Source organism: Variovorax sp. V118 (assembly GCF_041154445.1).
In the GTDB taxonomy this organism is placed as follows: Bacteria; Pseudomonadota; Gammaproteobacteria; order Burkholderiales; family Burkholderiaceae_C; genus Variovorax; species Variovorax boronicumulans.
In genome coordinates this window covers 5,722,324-5,739,090 of record NZ_AP028663.1, presented here as the reverse complement: position 1 = coordinate 5,739,090, position 16,767 = coordinate 5,722,324, and the positions used below count along the sequence as shown (strand labels likewise).

The window sequence follows — 16,767 nt, the reverse complement described above, 5'->3', positions numbered from 1 at the left end:
CCTGCCTCCTCTTTTTTCTTTGTTTGGATGGAGAAGACAACATGCGCATGTCCCTGCAGATCACCCTGACCGCCGCGGCCGCCCTGAGCCTGGCCGCCTGTGGCACCACCGGCCCGGCGGCGAACAAGCTGCTCACGCTGGACGGCAACCCGCCGCTGGTCATCGCCCACCGCGGCGCCTCGGGCTACCTGCCGGAACAGACGCTGGAGTCGTACGCGCGCGCCATCGAACTGGGCGCCGACGTCATCGAGATGGACCTGGTCTCCACCAAGGACGGCGTGCTCATCGCCCGCCACGACCCCAACCTGGCCATCAGCACCGACGTGGCCAAGCACCCCCGCTTCGCCTCGCGCAAGAAGACCATCCAGGTCGACGGCGAGACCCAGACCGGCTGGTTCAGCAACGACTTCACGCTGGCCGAGATCAAGACCCTGGGCGGCATCTCGACCGACGCCGAACGGCCGCAGGAATTCAACGGCAAGTTCAAGGTCGTGACCTTCCAGGAGATCATCGATTTCGCCAAGGCCAAGACGAAGGAAACCGGCCGCACCATCGCGATCTACCCCGAGACCAAGAACCCGACCTACTTCCGCGATCTTGGCATGCCCATGGAAGACAAGGTCATCGCCGCCATCAACGCCGCCGGCTGGAACAGCAAGACCGCGCCCATCTACGTGCAGTCGTTTGAGCCCGGCAGCCTCAAGTACATGAAGAGCAAGGGCCTGAACACCCGGCTCATCCAGCTGATCGACGGCGACGGCATTGACATGAAGACCGGCGCCATGACCTACGCCGTGCCGGTCGACCGCCCCTACGAGTGGACCAAGGCCGGCGACAAGCGCAACTTCGACGTCATGGTCACGCCCGCCGGGCTGGCCGAGATCAAGACCTACGCCGACGGCATCGGCCCCTGGAAGCGCTACATCGTGAGCGTCAAGGGCACCGTGGGCGCCGACGGCAAGGTGGTGGACGTCAACAAGGACGGCAAGATCAACGACGCCGACGCCACCTCGACGGCCCCCACCACGCTGATCGCCGACGCCCACAAGGCGGGCCTGTTCGTGCACCCCTTCACGTTCCGTAACGAGTCGCGCCGGCTCGCGTCCGACTACAACAAGGACGGCAAGAACGAATACGCGGTCTATTACAAGCTCGGCGTCGATGGCGTGTTCACCGACTTCACCGACACCGCGCTGGCCGCGCGCGCCGAGTACCTGAAGAGCATCGGCCGCTGAGGGTTTGCCCGGCACGGTCTTTGCGGCGCATTCCGCAAAGCCTAGACTGTGTCTTATGAAACTCATCGACTCGCTCGTCACGCAGGCGGCCGGCATCGCGGCCGTCCGGCGTGACCTTCATGCCCACCCTGAACTCTGTTTCGAAGAAGTCCGCACCGCCGACGTGGTGGCAGGCAAGCTCACCGAATGGGGCATTCCCATCCACCGCGGCCTGGGCACCACCGGCGTGGTCGGCATCGTCAAGAACGGCACCAGCAACCGCGCCGTCGGCCTGCGCGCCGACATGGACGCACTGCCCGTCACCGAGCTCAACACCTTCGCCCACGCCAGCCAGCACCACGGCAAGATGCACGCCTGCGGCCACGACGGCCACACGGCGATGCTGCTCGCGGCGGCCCAGCACCTGGCCAAGCACCGCAACTTCGACGGCACCGTCTACCTGATCTTCCAGCCGGCCGAAGAGGGCGGCGGCGGCGCCCGCGAGATGATCAAGGAGGGCCTCTTCGAGCAGTTCCCCATGGACGCCGTCTTCGGCATGCACAACTGGCCTGGCATGAAGGCCGGCCAGTTCGCCGTGAGCCCCGGCCCGGTGATGGCCTCGGGCAACAAGTTCCATGTGAACGTGGTCGGCAAGGGCGGCCACGCCGCGCTGCCGCAGACCGGCATCGACCCGGTGCCGATCGCTTGCGAGATCGTGCAGGCCTTCCAGACCATCCTCACGCGCAAGATGAAGCCGACCGATTCGGCGGTGATCTCGGTCACCACCATCCACGCCGGCGAGACCAACAACGTGATCCCCGACAACTGCGAGCTGTCGGGCACCGTGCGCACCTTCTCGCTCGAGGTGCTCGACATGATCGAGGCCAAGATGAAGCAGATCAGCGAGCACATCTGCGCCGCGCACGACGCCACCTGCGAGTTCCGCTTCGAGCGCTACTACCCGCCCACCATCAACACCGAGGCCGAGGCCGACTTCGCGCGCCGCGTGATGGGCGGGATCGTCGGCCCCGAGAACGTGCTCAAGCAGGAGGCCGCCATGACCTCGGAAGACTTCGCCTTCATGCTGCAGGCCAAGCCCGGCGCCTACGCCTTCATCGGCAACGGCGACGGCTCGCACCGCGACGTGCACCACGGCGAAGGCCCGTGCACGCTGCACAACGCCAGCTACGACTTCAACGACGACCTCATCCCGCTGGGCGCCACCTGCTGGGTGCAGATCGCCGAGCAGTTTCTGAAGCCCGGCACCGGCGGCGCAGCGGCATGATCGGCATCGGCGAGGCCTTTTCGCCGCGCTACGCCCAGGCGCGCCAGAAGTTCCTGCAGGGCTGCGTCAGCGCCGGCCTCACGGTCGAGCCGCATGCGCACCCGCTCAAGGGCCGCGACGGCGAAGAGCTGTCGATGGACGTGGCGCTCGACGGCGACGCCAACGCCGAGCGGCTGCTCGTCGTCACCAGCGCCTGCCACGGCGTCGAAGGCCACTGCGGCAGCGGCGTGCAGGTGTTTGCGCTGCACGATGCCGAATGGCGCGAGAAGGCCAAGGCGCAGGGCGTGGCGGTGCTGTACGTGCATGCGCTGAACCCGCACGGCTTTTCGTATGGCCGCCGCGTGACGCACGAGAACGTCGACCTGAACCGCAACTTCCTCGACTTCTCGAAGCCCGTGCCGGTGAACGAGCCCTACGCGAAGCTGCACCCGCTGCTGCTGCCCGACACCTGGCCGCCGACGCCGGACAACCAGGCCGCGATCGAGAAGTGGATCGAGAAGCACGGCGCCACCGCCTACCAGGCGGCCGTCACCAGCGGCCAGTACCAGTTCGACGACGGCCTGTTCTTCGGCGGCAAGGCGCCGACCTGGAGCAACAAGACCATCCGCAGCGTGTTGCGCCGCCATGCAGGCCATGCGAAGCGCCTGGCCTGGATCGACCTGCACACGGGGCTCGGCCCCAACGGCCTGGGTGAGCGCATCTTTGCCTGCCGCGACGACAAGGTCGCCTACGCCCGCGCCAACGCGTGGTGGGGCACGCCGGCGGCGCCCGTCACCTCGATCTACGACGGCTCCTCGACCTCGGCGCTGCTGCGCGGGCTGATGTGGGACGCCGTGTACGAAGAGTGCCCGCAGGCCGAGTACACCGGCATCGCGCTCGAATACGGCACGCTGCCGATGCTCGAAGTGACCGGCGCCCTGCGCGCCGACCACTGGCTGCACAAGCACCCGGACGCACCGGCCGACCTGGCCGACGGCATCCGCGCGCGGATGGTGGAGGCGTTCTACACGGACTCCGACGCGTGGCGCGGCCAGATCGTGAGCCAGGCGCGGCAGGCGATGTTCCAGGCGGTGGACGGCCTCAGCGCCTGATCGCACCCCAGCTGCGTGCCCCCGTGCCCAGGACACTGGGTGCTTCCCGCAGCGAAATCAAGGAGGAGGCCGCAGGCCGGGGGACATTCGCGGAGGGAAGTACCCGGTGGCCTGTGCACGCGCCCCGAACCAGAGCGCGAAAAAACTACGTCCGCACCCGCCCATCCCCCGTCAGCATCGACAGCTCGACAAACTTCGAAGCCACATGGCTCTTCGAAGAGAACGACACCTCGAAGCCGCCGAACTGCTGCCGCTCGATGCTTTCCAGCCCCGCGATCAGCCCGTCGCGCGTGCCTTTGCCGCCCGGTGCGCGGCGCAGGCCCTCGGTCAGCACCTTGGCGGCCAGGTAGCCTTCCATGCTCGAGAAATTGGCGCTCGCGCCGCCGCCCGCCTTGCGCACCGCTTCGGTGAACTCGCGGGCCAGCGCATTCGCCTGGTTGTAGGGCGAGGGCACCACCTGCGTGACCATCACGCCCGCGGCTTCCTTGCCCAGCTCGTCCGCCAGCGCCTGCGTGCCCACGAACGAGAGGTTGAAAAACACGCCGCCGTAGCCCGCCTTGCGCATCTCTCGGATGAACGCCGCGCAGGCCTTGTAGGCACCGACTTGGACCACCGCCGCCGGCTGGCTCGCCATGATCGTCTTCACCGCCGCGGCCACGTCGGCCGAGTTGCGCTCCACCGTGGCCAGCGCCACGGGCTTGAGTTCCTGCTGGGCCAGCGCCAGCGTCACCCCGTCGAGGCCGGCCTTGCCGTAGGCGTCGTTCTGGTAGAAGACCGCGATCTTCTTCATGCCCAGGTGGGTGAGCTGTTTCACCATCAATGCCGTCTCGTCGTTGTACGAAGCGCGCAGATGGAACACGTTGCGGTGAAAAGGCTCGCGCAGCGACATCGCGCCCGTGAACGGCGCGATGAACGGCACCTTGTCCTTCACCGCCAGCGGCAGCGCGGCCAGGCTGGTCGGCGTGCCGATGTAGCCGAACAGCGCGAACACGTCCTCGCCGATCAGCTTCTGCGTGTTGGCCGCGCAGCGGTCGGGCTCGTAGCCGTCGTCCAGGTTCTTGATGACCACGTCGCGCTGGCCCGGCTGGGCGTTGTACTGGTCCAGGAACAGCTTGGCGCCCTGGTGGAACTGGATGCCCAGCTGCGCCGCTGGCCCGGTGAACGGCGCCGACTGGCCCAGCACCAACGGCGTGTCGCCCTGCGCCCGGGCGATGCCGAAGCCGCCCAGCGTGGCGGCGGCCGCCGTGGCGATCGAAAAATGCCTGCGATTCAATTGCATCGTCATGGTGAAATCCTCCCTCTGCCCTGTGTGTTGATACTCAAATTAGACTTGTCCGATGGCCCACGCAACGGATTCCCTCCTCGACACGCCCGACGCCTCCGCACCCTCCACGGTGCTGGGCGCCTGCCCGCACGATTGCCCCGACACCTGTGCGCTCGTCACCACCGTCAAGGACGGCGTGGCGGTGAAGCTGCAAGGCAACTCCGCCCACTCGCACACCGGCGGCGTGCTGTGCACCAAGGTGTCCCGGTACATCGAACGCAATGACCATGCCGAGCGGCTGGTGCAGCCCCTGAAACGCGTCGGTCCCAAGGGCAGCGGCCGCTTCGAGCCCGTCTCGTGGGAGGCTGCATTGGACGATATCGCCGCGCATCTTCGGGGATTGCAGACTGAACCGGAAGCAATTCTCCCCTACAGCTATGCGGGCACCATGGGCCTCGTGCAGGGCGAATCGATGGACCGGCGCTTCTTCCACAAGCTGGGCGCCTCGCTGCTGGACCGCACCATCTGCTCGATGGCGGGTGGCGAAGCCATGGTCTACACGCTGGGCGCCAAGGTCGGCATGCGCATCGAGTTCTTTGCCGAGGCCAAGCTCATCCTTATCTGGGGCAGCAACTCCATCGCCAGCAACCTGCACTTCTGGCGCCACGCCCAGGCCGCCAAGCGCGCCGGCGCACGGTTGGTGTGCATCGACCCGCGCAAGACCGAAACCGCCGACAAGTGCGACGAGCACATCGCACTGCTGCCCGGCACCGACGCCTCGCTGGCGCTGGCGCTCATGCACGAACTCATCGTGCACGACTGGCTCGACCACGACTACATCGCCAACCACACGCTGGGCTGGGAGCAGCTGCGCGAGCGCGCGCTGCAATGGCCGCCGTCGCGCGCGGCCGAGGTCTGCGGCATTCCCGAGGCGCAGATCGTGGCGCTGGCCCAGGCCTACGGCACGACCAAGCCCGCCGCGATCCGCTTGAACTACGGCATGCAGCGCGTGCGCGGCGGCGGCAACGCGGCGCGCGCCATCGCGTGCCTGCCGGCGCTGGTCGGCGCCTGGCGCGACCGCGCGGGCGGCCTGCTGCTCAGCAGCTCGGGCCACTACCCGGTCGACCGCGCCGCGCTGCAGCGCCCCGACCTGCTGGCCGGGCGCAAGCCGCGCACCATCAACATGAGCACCATCGGCGATGCGCTGCTCGACACCGCCAAGCCGGTGAAGGCCGTCGTGGTCTACAACAGCAACCCGGTGGCGGTGGCGCCCGAGTCGGCCAAGGTGGTGGCGGGCTTCGCGCGCGAAGACCTGTTCACCGTGGTCCTCGAGCAGTTCCGCACCGACACCGCCGACTACGCCGATTACCTGCTGCCCGCCACCACGCAGCTTGAGCACTGGGACATCCACTGCAGCTACGGCCACACCGACGTGCTGCTGAACCGCCCGGCCGTGGCGCCGCGCGGCGAGGCCCGCAGCAACGCCTGGGTGTTCCGCGAACTGGCGCGCCGCCTGGGCTTCGACGAACCCTGCTTTTCGGAGAGCGACGAGTCGCTGTGCCGCACCGCCTTCGCCGAAAAGGCGATCGACTTCGAACAACTGCGCGCCCAAGGCTTCACCAGCCTGAAGCTGGCCGAGGCGCCGTTCGCCGAAGGCACGTTCCCCACGCCTTCGGGCCGCTGCGAGTTCTTCAGCGAGCGCCTGCAGGCCATGGGCATGGACGGCCTGCCCGACCACGTGCCCAACTGGGAGCCGGCCGGCAGTTCGACCGAGTTTCCGCTGGCCATGATCTCGCCGCCGGCGCGCAACTTCCTCAATTCGACCTTCGTCAACGTGACCAGCCTGCGCGCCATCGAGGTCGAGCCGCTGCTCGAGATCCACGCCGACGACGCCGCCGCGCGCGGCATCGAGGACGGCGCGACGGTGCGCGTGTTCAACCAGCGCGGCGAGCACCGCTGCCGCGCCGAGGTGTCGCGCCGCGCGCGCCAGGGCGTGGTGCACGGCATGGGCATCTGGTGGCGCAAGCTCGGCATGGACGGCACCAACGTCAACGAACTGACCAGCCAGCGCCTGACCGACATCGGCCGGGGCCCGACCTTCTACGACTGCCTGGTGCAGGTCGAAAAGGCGTGATGCGACGGCTGCGCGCGCCCGCGCTGGCATTGGCCGGCGCGCTTTTCCTGACGGGCTGCGCCGACCTCGGCTACTACTGGCAATCGGCCAACGGCCACCTCGACATCCTGCGCGCGGCCAAGCCCGTGCCCGAATGGCTGGCCGATCCGGCCGTGGGCGCGCCGCTCAAGGCCAAGCTCGAGCTTGCCCAGCGCATCCGCCGTTTCGCGTCGAGCGAACTCGGCCTGCCCGACAACGCGAGCTACACCTCGTATGCCGATCTGCACCGCCCCGCCGCCGTGTGGAACGTGGTGGCCGCGCCGCCGTACTCGCTCACGCTCAAGAGTTGGTGCTTCCCGGTCGCGGGCTGCGTGGGCTACCGCGGCTACTACGACGAGGCCGCCGCGAAAACCGAGGCCGAGGCGCAGAAGACGAATGGCCTCGAAGTGGCCGTGTACCCCGTGCCGGCGTACTCCACGCTGGGATGGATGAACTGGGCCGGCGGCGATCCGCTGCTGTCCACCTTCATCGGCTACCCCGAGGGCGAGCTGGCGCGCCTCGTGTTCCACGAGCTGGCGCACCAGGTGCTCTATGTGCCGGGCGACACCGTGTTCAACGAGTCGTACGCCACGGCCGTCGAGCGCATCGGCGGCGCGATGTGGCTGCAGCGCGAAGCCGGCGAGGCGGCGCGCGCCGAATACGCGCAGTTCAATGCACAGCGGCAGGACTTCCGTGCGCTCGCGCTCAACACGCGCCGTGCGCTCACGCAGGTGTACGAGTCGCCCGAAGCCAAGGCGAAGGACTGGACGAAGGTCGAGGCACAGAAGCAGGCCGCCATGGCCGACTTCCGCGAGCGCTATGCCGCGCTGAAGGCCGCATGGACCGGCCCGCGCCAGAACGCCTACGACGGCTGGGTGGCGCGCGCCAACAACGCGGCCTTCGGTGCGCAGGGCGCCTACGACGACCTGGTGCCGGGCTTCGAGGCCCTGTTCGAACGCGAGGGCCGCGACTGGCCGCGCTTTTACACTGCGGTGCGGCGCATTGCCGCGCTGCCCACGACGGAAGAGCGCCGCAGCGCCCTGCAGGCCGCCACGGGTATCCTGCACACCCATGCGCGCCACGGCCGCACACACGACAACAACGGAGACGACGGTGCCTGACATCCAAATCGAACGCAACCACACGCTGGGCATTGCCGGCGCCCGCGAAGTCGCGCGCCAATGGGTGCATCAGGTCGAGCAGGACTACGGTCTCGAATGCACCTACACCGAGGGCACCGACTGCGACCGCGCCCAGTTCAGCCGCGCGGGCATCGACGGCACGGTGGAGGTCACGGCCGACACCTTCCGGCTCGAGGCGACGCTGGGGTTCCTGTTCAGCAGCTTCAGCGACCAGATCGAGCAGAAGATCTCGCGCAACCTCGACGCGCTGCTCGCCGAACCGCAGGGCGGCACCCGCTTCGCCTGAGGCGGGGATTTTTCTTCTTCAGGCGATGGTGTAGCCGCCATCGACCGGCAGCGCCACGCCGCTGACCATCGCCGCGCCGTCGGACAGCAGGAACAGGATCGGCGCGACCACTTCCTCGACCTGCGCGAAACGTCCCAACGGAATGTTCTTGAGCGCTGCCGCGCTCTTGGCCGGATCGGCCCACGCCTGCTCGGCCATGGGCGTGAGCGTGACGGTTGGGTTCACGCTGTTCACGCGGATGCCGTGCGGCCCGAACTCGAGGCACAGCGCACGCGTGACGGCGTCCATCGCCGCCTTCGAGGCGCTGTAGCAAAGGTGGGCGTCGAGCGCGACCAGCGAGGCCTGGCTCGACACGTTGACGATGCTGCCGCGCACGCCGGCCGCGATCATGGCCCGGCCGCAGCGCGCGGCCACGAGTGCGGCGGCGCGTGCGTTGACGGCCATCACGGCGTCGAAGCTCCCGGCCTGCAGGTCGATGGCGCGCTCGATGCGTGTGGTGCCGGCGCAGTTCACAACCAAATCGAAGGCGGGCAATGGTGCGAGCGCTTTTTCCAGTGCGCCGACGTCGGCCACGTCCAGGGCCAAGGGCGTGCAGCCGGACTCGGTCTGCAGTGCTTCCAGCGCGTCGGCGTTGCGGCCTACGGCGGTGACTTGTGCGCCTGAGCGGGCGAGCTGTGCGGCGACTGCGCGGCCGATGCCGCTGCTGGCGCCGGTCACGAGGGCGCGCTTGCCTGAGAAGTCGAAGGTGGGTGTCATGGTGTTCTGCTCATCAAAGGTGGTGGTTCAGGGCGCGTGCACAGGCCACCGGGTACTTCCCTCCGCGAATGTCCCCCGGCCTGCGGCCTCCTCCTTGATTTCGCTGCGGGAAGCACCCAGTGTCCTGTGCACACTGAGCGCGGTCGTTGTGCAGTCGATCAACAACCGCACTGCCCAACGCTCACGTCGATGCGGTGCCTTGCGCAGCGAAATCAAGGAGGAGGGGCGAAGCCCCGGGGGACATTCGCGGAGCAAGGTACCGCGTCGGCGGGAGCGTCGCCCTGGACAGTGCGTGCGTCATCCCAACCGATGCATCGCATCACGCAACGCCGGGTACAGCGAGGTGTAGATCTCGAAGCGCTCCCGGTAGACCGCCTGCGCCGCCGGCTCGGGCCGCGCGCGCTCTACCAGCGTGACCCAGCCGCGTTCGGCGGTGGCCGCGTCGACCAGCCCGGCACCGAGCGCCGCGAGCATCGCCGCGCCGAGGGCGGCTTCGACCTCTTCCTCGATCGTGAACACGCGGTAGCCCGTGACGTCGGCCACGATCTGAATCCACAGGTCGGAATGCGCGGCGCCGCCGACCACGATCAGGCGGTCGTCCAGCGGCTGGCCGCTGCGCCGGCCGGCCTCGATGTTGTGCTGCAGCGCGAAGCTCACGCCTTCGAGCACGGCGCGGTACAGGTGCGCGCGGCTATGCGCGAGCGAGAGGCCGAGGAAGGCGCCCTTGGCCTGCGCGTCCCAGATCGGGCTGCGCTCGCCCATCAGGTAGGGTAGGAAGACCAGGCCGTCGGCGCCGGGCGGCACGTCGACCGCGCGGCGTTCGATGAGGGCGTGCGCGTCTTCGCCGGTGCGCGCGGCCTCGGCCACTTCGGCCTGGCAGAAGGTTTCGCGGAACCAGGTGACGGCCGCGCCGGCCGTGATTGCGCCGCCGAACACGTAGCTGCGGTCCGCGCCGCGGTACACGTGCGGCATCGTGATGAGCTGGTGGCGCGCGTCCACCGTCGGGCTCACGAAGCCCCAGCACATGCTGGTGCCGATCATCGCGACGTGGTCGCCGCTGCCGGTGACGCCCGCACAGAAGGTGGCCACCGCCGCATCGACGCCGCCGGCCATCAGCGGCATGCCTTCGCGCAGGCCCAGCTGCGTGGCCCACTCGGCGCTCAGGTGGCCCACCACCTCGCTCGATTCGACGAGCCGCGGCGGCATCATGCGCGCCGGAATGCCGAGCATGTCGAGCGCCTGCGCCGACCAGCGCCGCCGCGCCGCGTCGTACACGCCGCCGATGTTGCCGGCCGAGCTGTGGTCGACCGCGAGCTGGCCCGTCAGCCGCCAGTTGATGTAGCTGTTGGGCGGCAGGAAGTGGTGCGTCTTCGCCCACACCCCGGGCCGGTGCTCGCGCAGCCACAGCATCTTGGTGAAGCCGTAGTAGCTGTCGACGCCGTTGCCCGTGATGGCCTGCAGCCGCGCCACGTCGACCGTCGCGTTCACCGCGTCGACCTCGGCGGTGGCGCGGCGGTCCATCCAGATCAGGCAGGGGTGCAGCGGACGCATGGCCTCGTCGACCGGGATGCCCGCGCCGCCGTAGAGGCTGCTCACGCACAGCGCGGCGATGTCGGCGGCAGCGACGCCGCTTTGCGCCACGCAGGCGCGCACGCTCTCGCACACGGCGTCGAACCAGACCTCGCAGTCCTGCTGCGCCCACAGCGGCTTCGGCGTCTCGGGCTGGTAGGCCACGCTGGCCTGCGCGTGCACCTTGCCGTCGATGCCGACCAGCAGGCACTTGGTGCTCTGCGTGCCGATGTCGACGCCGACGACGTACTTCATGACACTGCGTGGGGCTGCGGTTTGAGCAGCACCTTGATCGAGTCGAGCGAGTTGGCCAGCGCGAAGGCGTGCTCCCATTCGGTCAACGGAAAGTCGTGCGTCACGATGCCCTTCGAGGTGACGAGCCCGCGCGCCAGCAGGTCGATGGCAACCGGGTAGCAATACGGGCCCAGGTGCGCGCCGCGCACGTCGAGTTCCTTGCGGTCGCCGATGATCGACCAGTCGGCGCTCGTCTCCGAGCCGAACACGCTGAACTCGACGAAGCGGCCGAGCTTGCGGATCATGTCCAGGCCCTGTGTCACGCCGATGGGCGCGCCGGTGGTCTCGATGTACACGTCGCAGCCGTAGCCGTCGGTGAGGCCCTTGACCAACGCATCGGCGTTCTCGGTCTTCGGGTTGATGACGACGTCGGCGCCGTACTGCTTCGCGAGTGCCAGGCGCTCGGGCACGAGGTCGATCACGATGAGCTTCTTGGGCGTCTTGAGCGCCGCCACCTGCGTCATCATCAGGCCGAGCGGGCCGGCGCCGGCGATCACCACCACGTCGTCGAGCTGGAGTTCGCCGCGGTTCACCGTGTGGATCGCGCACGCCAGCGGCTCGATGATGGCCGCGTCTTCCAGCGAGATGCCGTCGGGGATCTTGTGCACGCGCGAGGTCGGCGGCAGGCGCATGTAGTCGGCCATGCCGCCGTCGGCCACGATGCGCTGGAAGCCGAAGATGTGGTGGACCTCGCACATCCAGTACTTGCCCGAGGTGCAGAAGCGGCACTTGCCGCAGGGCACGATCTGCTCGGCGATCACGCGGTCGCCTTTCTCCACGCCGAAGTGTTCCGCCGCGCCTTCGCCCAGCGCCTCGACGTAGCCGAAGAATTCGTGGCCGGGAATGACCGGCGCCTTGACCCACGAGGGCTGGCCGTCGCCGCCCCAGAACATCTTCGCGCCCGAGTGGCATTTGCAGTCGGAAGCGCAGATGCCGCAGGCCGCGATGGAAATGAGCAGTTCGTTCGGGCCGATGGTGGGCATCGCGACGGTTTCGAGGCGGTAGTCCTTGGGGCCGTGGCACACGACGGCCTGCATGGCGGCGAGTTCCCCGATGGCGCCCGTGGCGCCGGGTTGGAGCTTTTGATAAGACATGGATTCCTTGAGATCAGGAGGGGGGCGAAGAAGCGGAGGAGAAGAGGTCAGCGACGGGCTTCGCGGCTGATGAAGATCGCAAGGAGGACGATGCCGCCCTTGATGATCAATTGCAGGTACGGCGACACGCCGATCATGTTGAGACCGTTGTTGAGCACGGCCAGCAGCAGCGCGCCGACCAGCGTGCCCACGATGGCGCCGCGGCCGCCCGCGATGGACGTGCCGCCCATCACCACCGCCGCGATGGCGTCGAGCTCGAAGCCCACGCCCACGCCGGGCTGGCCGCTGGTGACGCGCGCGGCCTGCACGATGCCCGCGATGGCGGCCGTGAGGCCGCTGAGCACATACACCAGCAGCTTGTAGCGCGACACGCGCACGCCCGACAGCCGCGTGGCTTCCTCGTTGCCGCCGATGGCGTACACGTAGCGGCCGAAGGGCGCCATGTTGAGCAGCACGTAGGCCACGAGGTAGGTGGCCAGCATGATGAGGATCGGCACCTTCAGGCCCGCGAGCGTGCCGCTGCCGAGAAAGGCGAACGATTCGGGCAGGCCGTCGATTGGGTAGCCGCCGGTGTAGATGAGTGCGATGCCGCGCGCGATGCCCATGGTGGCCAGCGTCACGATGATCGGCGGCATGCGCAGGTAGGCCACGCAGTAGCCGTTGAACAGGCCGATCACCGCGCCTACGCCGAGCCCGAGCGGCACGGCGAGCACGGGCGGCAGGCCGAAGTGCACCATCAGCCCCGAGGCCAGCGTGCCCGACAGCGCCACCACCGCGCCCACCGAGAGGTCGATGCCGCCCGTGAGGATCGCGGCCGTCATGCCCACCGCGATGATCGCGTTGATGGACGACTGCAGCGCGATGTTCTGCAGGTTGCTCACCGAGAGGAAGTTGTCGGTCGCCACGATCATGAAGATCGAGATGGCAATAAGGCCGACCAGCGGCAGGAAGGCCGTGGAGCGGCGCAGCTGCGTGAAGAACCCGCCCGCGGGCGCGGGCGGCGTGGGATGGGTGGCGGTGGCAGTCATGAGGGGCTCCCGGAGGAAGAGGGAAGGGAGGGAGAAGACGATGTCGCGTGGCGCATGATTTCGCCCGCGTTGATCGCGTCGCCCGTGAGCGTGGCCACGATGGCGCCGCCCGAGAACACCGCGACGCGGTCGCACAGGCCGACGATCTCGGGCAGCTCGCTGGAGATCATCAGGATCGATTTGCCCTGGCGCGTGAGTTCGCGCATCAGCTGGTAGATCTCGGCCTTGGCGCCCACGTCGATGCCGCGCGTGGGCTCGTCGAAGATCAGCACATCGCAATCGTGGCCGAGCCAGCGCGCGATCACCACCTTCTGCTGGTTGCCGCCCGACAGCGTGGCCACGCGGGTGTCGATGCCCGGCGCCTTCACGCCCACGCGGCGCGAGAGTTCATCGGCAGAGCGTTTCTCCGATGTCGTGTCGACCACGCCCGCGCGGCGGTGTCGCCCGAGGTTGTTCAGCGAGATGTTGAAGCGGATCGTGAAGTCGGTGATCAGCCCTTCGACCTTGCGGCTTTCGGGCAGCAGGCCGATGCCGTGCGCGAGCGCCTGCGTCGGGTCGTCCAGGCGCACGGGCTGGCCGTTGCGCAGCACCGTCTTGCGGTGCGCGCGGTCGGCGCCCATCATGCCCAGCGCGAGTTCGGTGCGCCCCGAGCCCACCAACCCCGCGAAGCCGAGGATCTCGCCCGCGTGCAGGTCGAAGCGGTTGACCGGACCGTCCTTCACGAGCTGGATCTCGGGCACCTCGAGCACCTTGCGGCCGTTCGGCGCGGGCTGCGGCTTGGGCGGAAAGCTCTGTTCGATGCGCCGGCCCACCATCATCTCGACCAGCGCGTCCACGGTCGTGGCGGCCACGTCGGCATGCCCGGCGTTGGCGCCGTCGCGCAGCACGCTGATGCGGTCGCACACCTCGAAGATTTCATCGAGGTGGTGCGAGATGAAGATCATCGCCACGCCCTTGGCGCGCAGCGCGCGCATCACCTTGAACAGGTGCTCGGCCTCGTTGGGCGTGAGCGTGGCGGTGGGTTCATCGAGCACCAGCAGCCGTGCCTTCAGCGACAGCGCCTTGCCGATCTCGACGAACTGCTGCTGGGCCACCGAGAGCTGGCAGATCGGCACGCCGAGGTCGATCTGCACGCCCAGCTCGTCGAACACGGCGCGGGCCTCGCGCTGCATCGCGGCCTGGTCCATGAGGCCGAAGCGGTTCGTGAGGTAGCGGCTCAGGAAGATGTTCTCCACCGCGTTCAGGTACGGCACCAGGCTGAACTCCTGGAAGATGATGCCGATGCCGGCCGCGATGGCGTCGCCGTAGCCGGCGAAGTGGCACTCGGTGCCGTCGATGACGATGCGGCCCTCGTCGGCCTGGTGGATGCCGCCGAGGATCTTCATCAGCGTCGACTTGCCCGCGCCGTTCTCGCCGAGCAGCGCGTGCACCTCGCCCTGGCGCACCGAGAGGTCGATGTTCGACAGGGCCTTCACGCCCGGGAAGCGCTTGGACACGCCTTCCAGCCGCAGCATCTCCCGGGGTGGTTCGTACGTGACGGTCACGGGCGGCGCGTCCGGCAACTTACCAGCTGAAGGTCTTGGCGCCTTCGGCGTCGATGAGCTTCACGTCGACCGGCACGGCCGCGGGGACGTTGGCGCCCCACTTCTTGGCCAGCGCGATGCCGATGGCCAGGCGGATCTGGTCGCGCGGGTACTGCGCGGTGGTGGCGATGAACTTCGAGCCCGCCTTCTGCATCGCCTTGATGGCCTCGGGTGCGCCATCGACGCTGGTGAGCTTCACGTCCTTGCCGCTGGCTTCGATGGCGGCGAGCGCGCCCATCGAGCCGCCGTCGTTCACGCTGAACACGCCCTTGAGGTTCTTGTTGGCCTGCAGGATGTTCTCGGTCACGGTGAGCGCGGTGGCGCGCTCCTGCTTGCCGTTCTGCGTGCTCACGACCTTGATGCCGGGGTACTTGGCCAGCGCTTCGCGGCAGCCCTTCACGCGCTCCAGGATCGGCACGACCGGGATGCCGTCGAGGATGGCCACGTCGCCCTTCTCGCCGATGTTCTTCGCGAGGTACTCGCAGGCCAGGCGGCCGGCGTCGAGGTTCTTGGAACCCACGAAGGAATCGACCGGGCCCTGCGCGTTGGCATCGACCGCCACCACGATCACGCCGGCCTTCTTGGCCGAGCGCACCGCCGACTGCACGCCGGCCGAGTCGGTCGGGTTCAGCAGCAGGATGTCGATTTTCTTCTGGATCATGTCTTCCACGTCGCCGATCTGCTTGGCCACGTCATGGCGCGCATCGGTGGTGACCACGGTGGCGCCGATGCTGGCGGCGGCTTCTTCCAGTGCCTGCTTCATCGTCACGAAGTAGGGGTTGTTCAGTTCCTGGAAGGTCATGCCGATGCGCAGGGGCTGCTTGGGCGCCTGTGCCAGTGCGGCGGTGGTGCCGCAGGCGAGGGCGGCGACGAGGGCGGTGGCTTTGAGAAGGCTCTTCATTGGGTTGTCTCCTTGAGTGGGTGGTGTGACGGTCGGCAAAAAAACGCAGGCAAAGGGCCGCCCCGCGCGGCGCGCAAGGCGCCGCGCCAGGAACGACGCGGGGAACACGGGGCGGCGCGCTACGGCGGGCTGTTGGCGGCGCGCGATGCAGCGAGCTGCATGCGATGGAAATGGCGGAACTTGGTCGGCGGCATGCGCTTGTGCAGCAGGAACTGCCGGTTGAAGTTCGACACGTTGTTGAAGCCCACGTCCATGCAGACGTCGAGCACGGGCTTGTCGCTGTTGGCGAGCAGTTCGCAGGCGCGGCCGATGCGCAGCCGGTTCACGTAGCGCACGAACGACTGGCCCGTGTGCTTGCGGAACGACCGCGAGAACGCGCTCGGGCTCTGGCCCACCAGCTCGGCCAGCATCGGTTCGCGCAGCTCGTCGCCCAGGTTGGCGGCGATGTGCGCCAGCACGTTGTTGATCGCGTGCGACATGAAGGCCTTGGGGTCGGGCGTGAACGCGGGGCTGGCCAGCCGCTGGCGGTCGTCGCTGGCCACCAGCAGCTCGAACAGCGACAGCAGCAGCACCACGCGGCGCAGCCCGCGCGCCTCGAGCAGCGCTTCCATGATCGGCTTGGCCGCGGCGGCGGTGGCGGCCGAGAAGAGCAGGCCGGAGGCCGACTCGGCCAGCAGCGGCTCGATGCGGCGGAACTCGGGGAAGGTGGCCGCCATGTTGCGCACCAGCGCGGCCGGGAACTGGATCACGATGCCGCGGCGCTCGACGCTCTGGCCGGCGGGCACGTCGCTGATCCAGTTGTGCGGCAGGTCGGGGCCCATGAACACGAGGTTGCCCGGCTCGAAGTGGCCGACGTGGTCGCCCACGAAATACACGCCCTGGGTCTCGACGATCAGCTGGATCTCGTACTCGGGATGGAAGTGCCAGCGCACCGTGCGATACGGATAGCCGTGCGCCCAGGCGGTGAACGATTCGTCACCTTGGACTTCGACGATTTCCAGATCGGGTTGCATGGCCGGCGGTCTTTCCTCTGTGTATGGCCCCCGGGTTGGGGGTGAGGCGGACTGTACGAATCGCTCCGGATGCCAACAACCAGCGTTGGGGTGCG

The 16,767-nt window shown here is 68.4% G+C and carries 14 protein-coding genes; 6 read left to right on the top strand and 8 right to left on the bottom strand.

Annotated elements, in window-relative coordinates:
* Positions 1–41: 41 nt before the first annotated feature.
* From ACAM52_RS26595 to ACAM52_RS26585, 3 genes are read left to right on the top strand one after another with little or no spacing between them, the layout of a single operon-like run.
* A complete protein-coding gene (locus ACAM52_RS26595) occupies positions 42–1,235 on the top strand; it encodes a glycerophosphodiester phosphodiesterase (protein WP_369645024.1) in 1,194 nt (397 codons plus the stop codon).
* A 55-nt stretch (positions 1,236–1,290) separates the two neighbouring features.
* A complete protein-coding gene (locus ACAM52_RS26590) occupies positions 1,291–2,499 on the top strand; it encodes a M20 aminoacylase family protein (protein ID WP_369645023.1) in 1,209 nt (402 codons plus the stop codon).
* A complete protein-coding gene (locus tag ACAM52_RS26585) occupies positions 2,496–3,590 on the top strand; it encodes a M14 family metallopeptidase (RefSeq protein ID WP_354345370.1) in 1,095 nt (364 codons plus the stop codon). The genes ACAM52_RS26590 and ACAM52_RS26585 overlap by 4 nt, the downstream gene beginning before the upstream one ends.
* Positions 3,591–3,735: 145 nt before the next feature.
* On the opposite strand, the gene ACAM52_RS26580 is transcribed toward ACAM52_RS26585, so the two are convergent.
* Entirely contained in the window at positions 3,736–4,869 is a 1,134-nt protein-coding gene (locus ACAM52_RS26580; RefSeq protein ID WP_095950737.1) for an ABC transporter substrate-binding protein, read from the bottom strand.
* Between the two features lie 58 nt (positions 4,870–4,927).
* On the opposite strand from ACAM52_RS26580, the gene ACAM52_RS26575 reads away from it, so the two are divergent.
* Genes ACAM52_RS26575 through ACAM52_RS26565 form a run of 3 tightly spaced genes read left to right on the top strand, consistent with a single transcriptional unit; the run spans position 4,928 to position 8,434 of the window.
* On the top strand, positions 4,928–6,988 hold the full coding sequence (locus tag ACAM52_RS26575) for a molybdopterin-dependent oxidoreductase (RefSeq protein ID WP_369645022.1): 2,061 nt from the start codon (positions 4,928–4,930) through the stop codon (positions 6,986–6,988).
* Positions 6,988–8,127, top strand: a complete 1,140-nt coding sequence (locus ACAM52_RS26570) for an aminopeptidase (RefSeq protein ID WP_369645021.1) — start codon at positions 6,988–6,990, stop codon at positions 8,125–8,127. Before ACAM52_RS26575 ends, ACAM52_RS26570 begins: the two co-directional genes overlap by 1 nt.
* Positions 8,120–8,434: a polyhydroxyalkanoic acid system family protein gene (locus tag ACAM52_RS26565; protein WP_095743253.1), complete on the top strand. Its 315-nt coding sequence runs from the start codon at positions 8,120–8,122 to the stop codon at positions 8,432–8,434. The genes ACAM52_RS26570 and ACAM52_RS26565 overlap by 8 nt, the downstream gene beginning before the upstream one ends.
* A gap of 18 nt (positions 8,435–8,452) precedes the next feature.
* Here the strand turns inward: ACAM52_RS26565 and ACAM52_RS26560 are convergent, their stop codons facing one another.
* From ACAM52_RS26560 to ACAM52_RS26530, 7 genes are all read right to left on the bottom strand, one after another.
* Positions 8,453–9,190, bottom strand: coding sequence for an SDR family oxidoreductase (locus tag ACAM52_RS26560; RefSeq protein WP_369645020.1), 738 nt, complete (start codon positions 9,188–9,190; stop codon positions 8,453–8,455).
* Positions 9,191–9,487: 297 nt separating this feature from the next.
* Positions 9,488–11,014 (bottom strand): FGGY-family carbohydrate kinase, encoded by a 1,527-nt coding sequence (locus tag ACAM52_RS26555; protein ID WP_369645019.1) that lies wholly within the window; start codon positions 11,012–11,014, stop codon positions 9,488–9,490.
* Positions 11,011–12,147 (bottom strand): alcohol dehydrogenase catalytic domain-containing protein, encoded by a 1,137-nt coding sequence (locus ACAM52_RS26550; RefSeq protein WP_369645018.1) that lies wholly within the window; start codon positions 12,145–12,147, stop codon positions 11,011–11,013. The genes ACAM52_RS26555 and ACAM52_RS26550 overlap by 4 nt, the downstream gene beginning before the upstream one ends.
* Positions 12,148–12,194: 47 nt before the next feature.
* Positions 12,195–13,175, bottom strand: a complete 981-nt coding sequence (locus ACAM52_RS26545) for an ABC transporter permease (protein WP_369645017.1) — start codon at positions 13,173–13,175, stop codon at positions 12,195–12,197.
* Entirely contained in the window at positions 13,172–14,689 is a 1,518-nt protein-coding gene (locus ACAM52_RS26540; RefSeq protein WP_369647785.1) for a sugar ABC transporter ATP-binding protein, read from the bottom strand. The genes ACAM52_RS26545 and ACAM52_RS26540 overlap by 4 nt, the downstream gene beginning before the upstream one ends.
* A gap of 49 nt (positions 14,690–14,738) precedes the next feature.
* Entirely contained in the window at positions 14,739–15,659 is a 921-nt protein-coding gene (locus ACAM52_RS26535; protein ID WP_062476114.1) for an ABC transporter substrate-binding protein, read from the bottom strand.
* Between the two features lie 119 nt (positions 15,660–15,778).
* Positions 15,779–16,672, bottom strand: a complete 894-nt coding sequence (locus ACAM52_RS26530; RefSeq protein ID WP_062476111.1) for an AraC family transcriptional regulator — start codon at positions 16,670–16,672, stop codon at positions 15,779–15,781.
* Between the last annotated feature and the right edge of the window lie 95 nt (positions 16,673–16,767).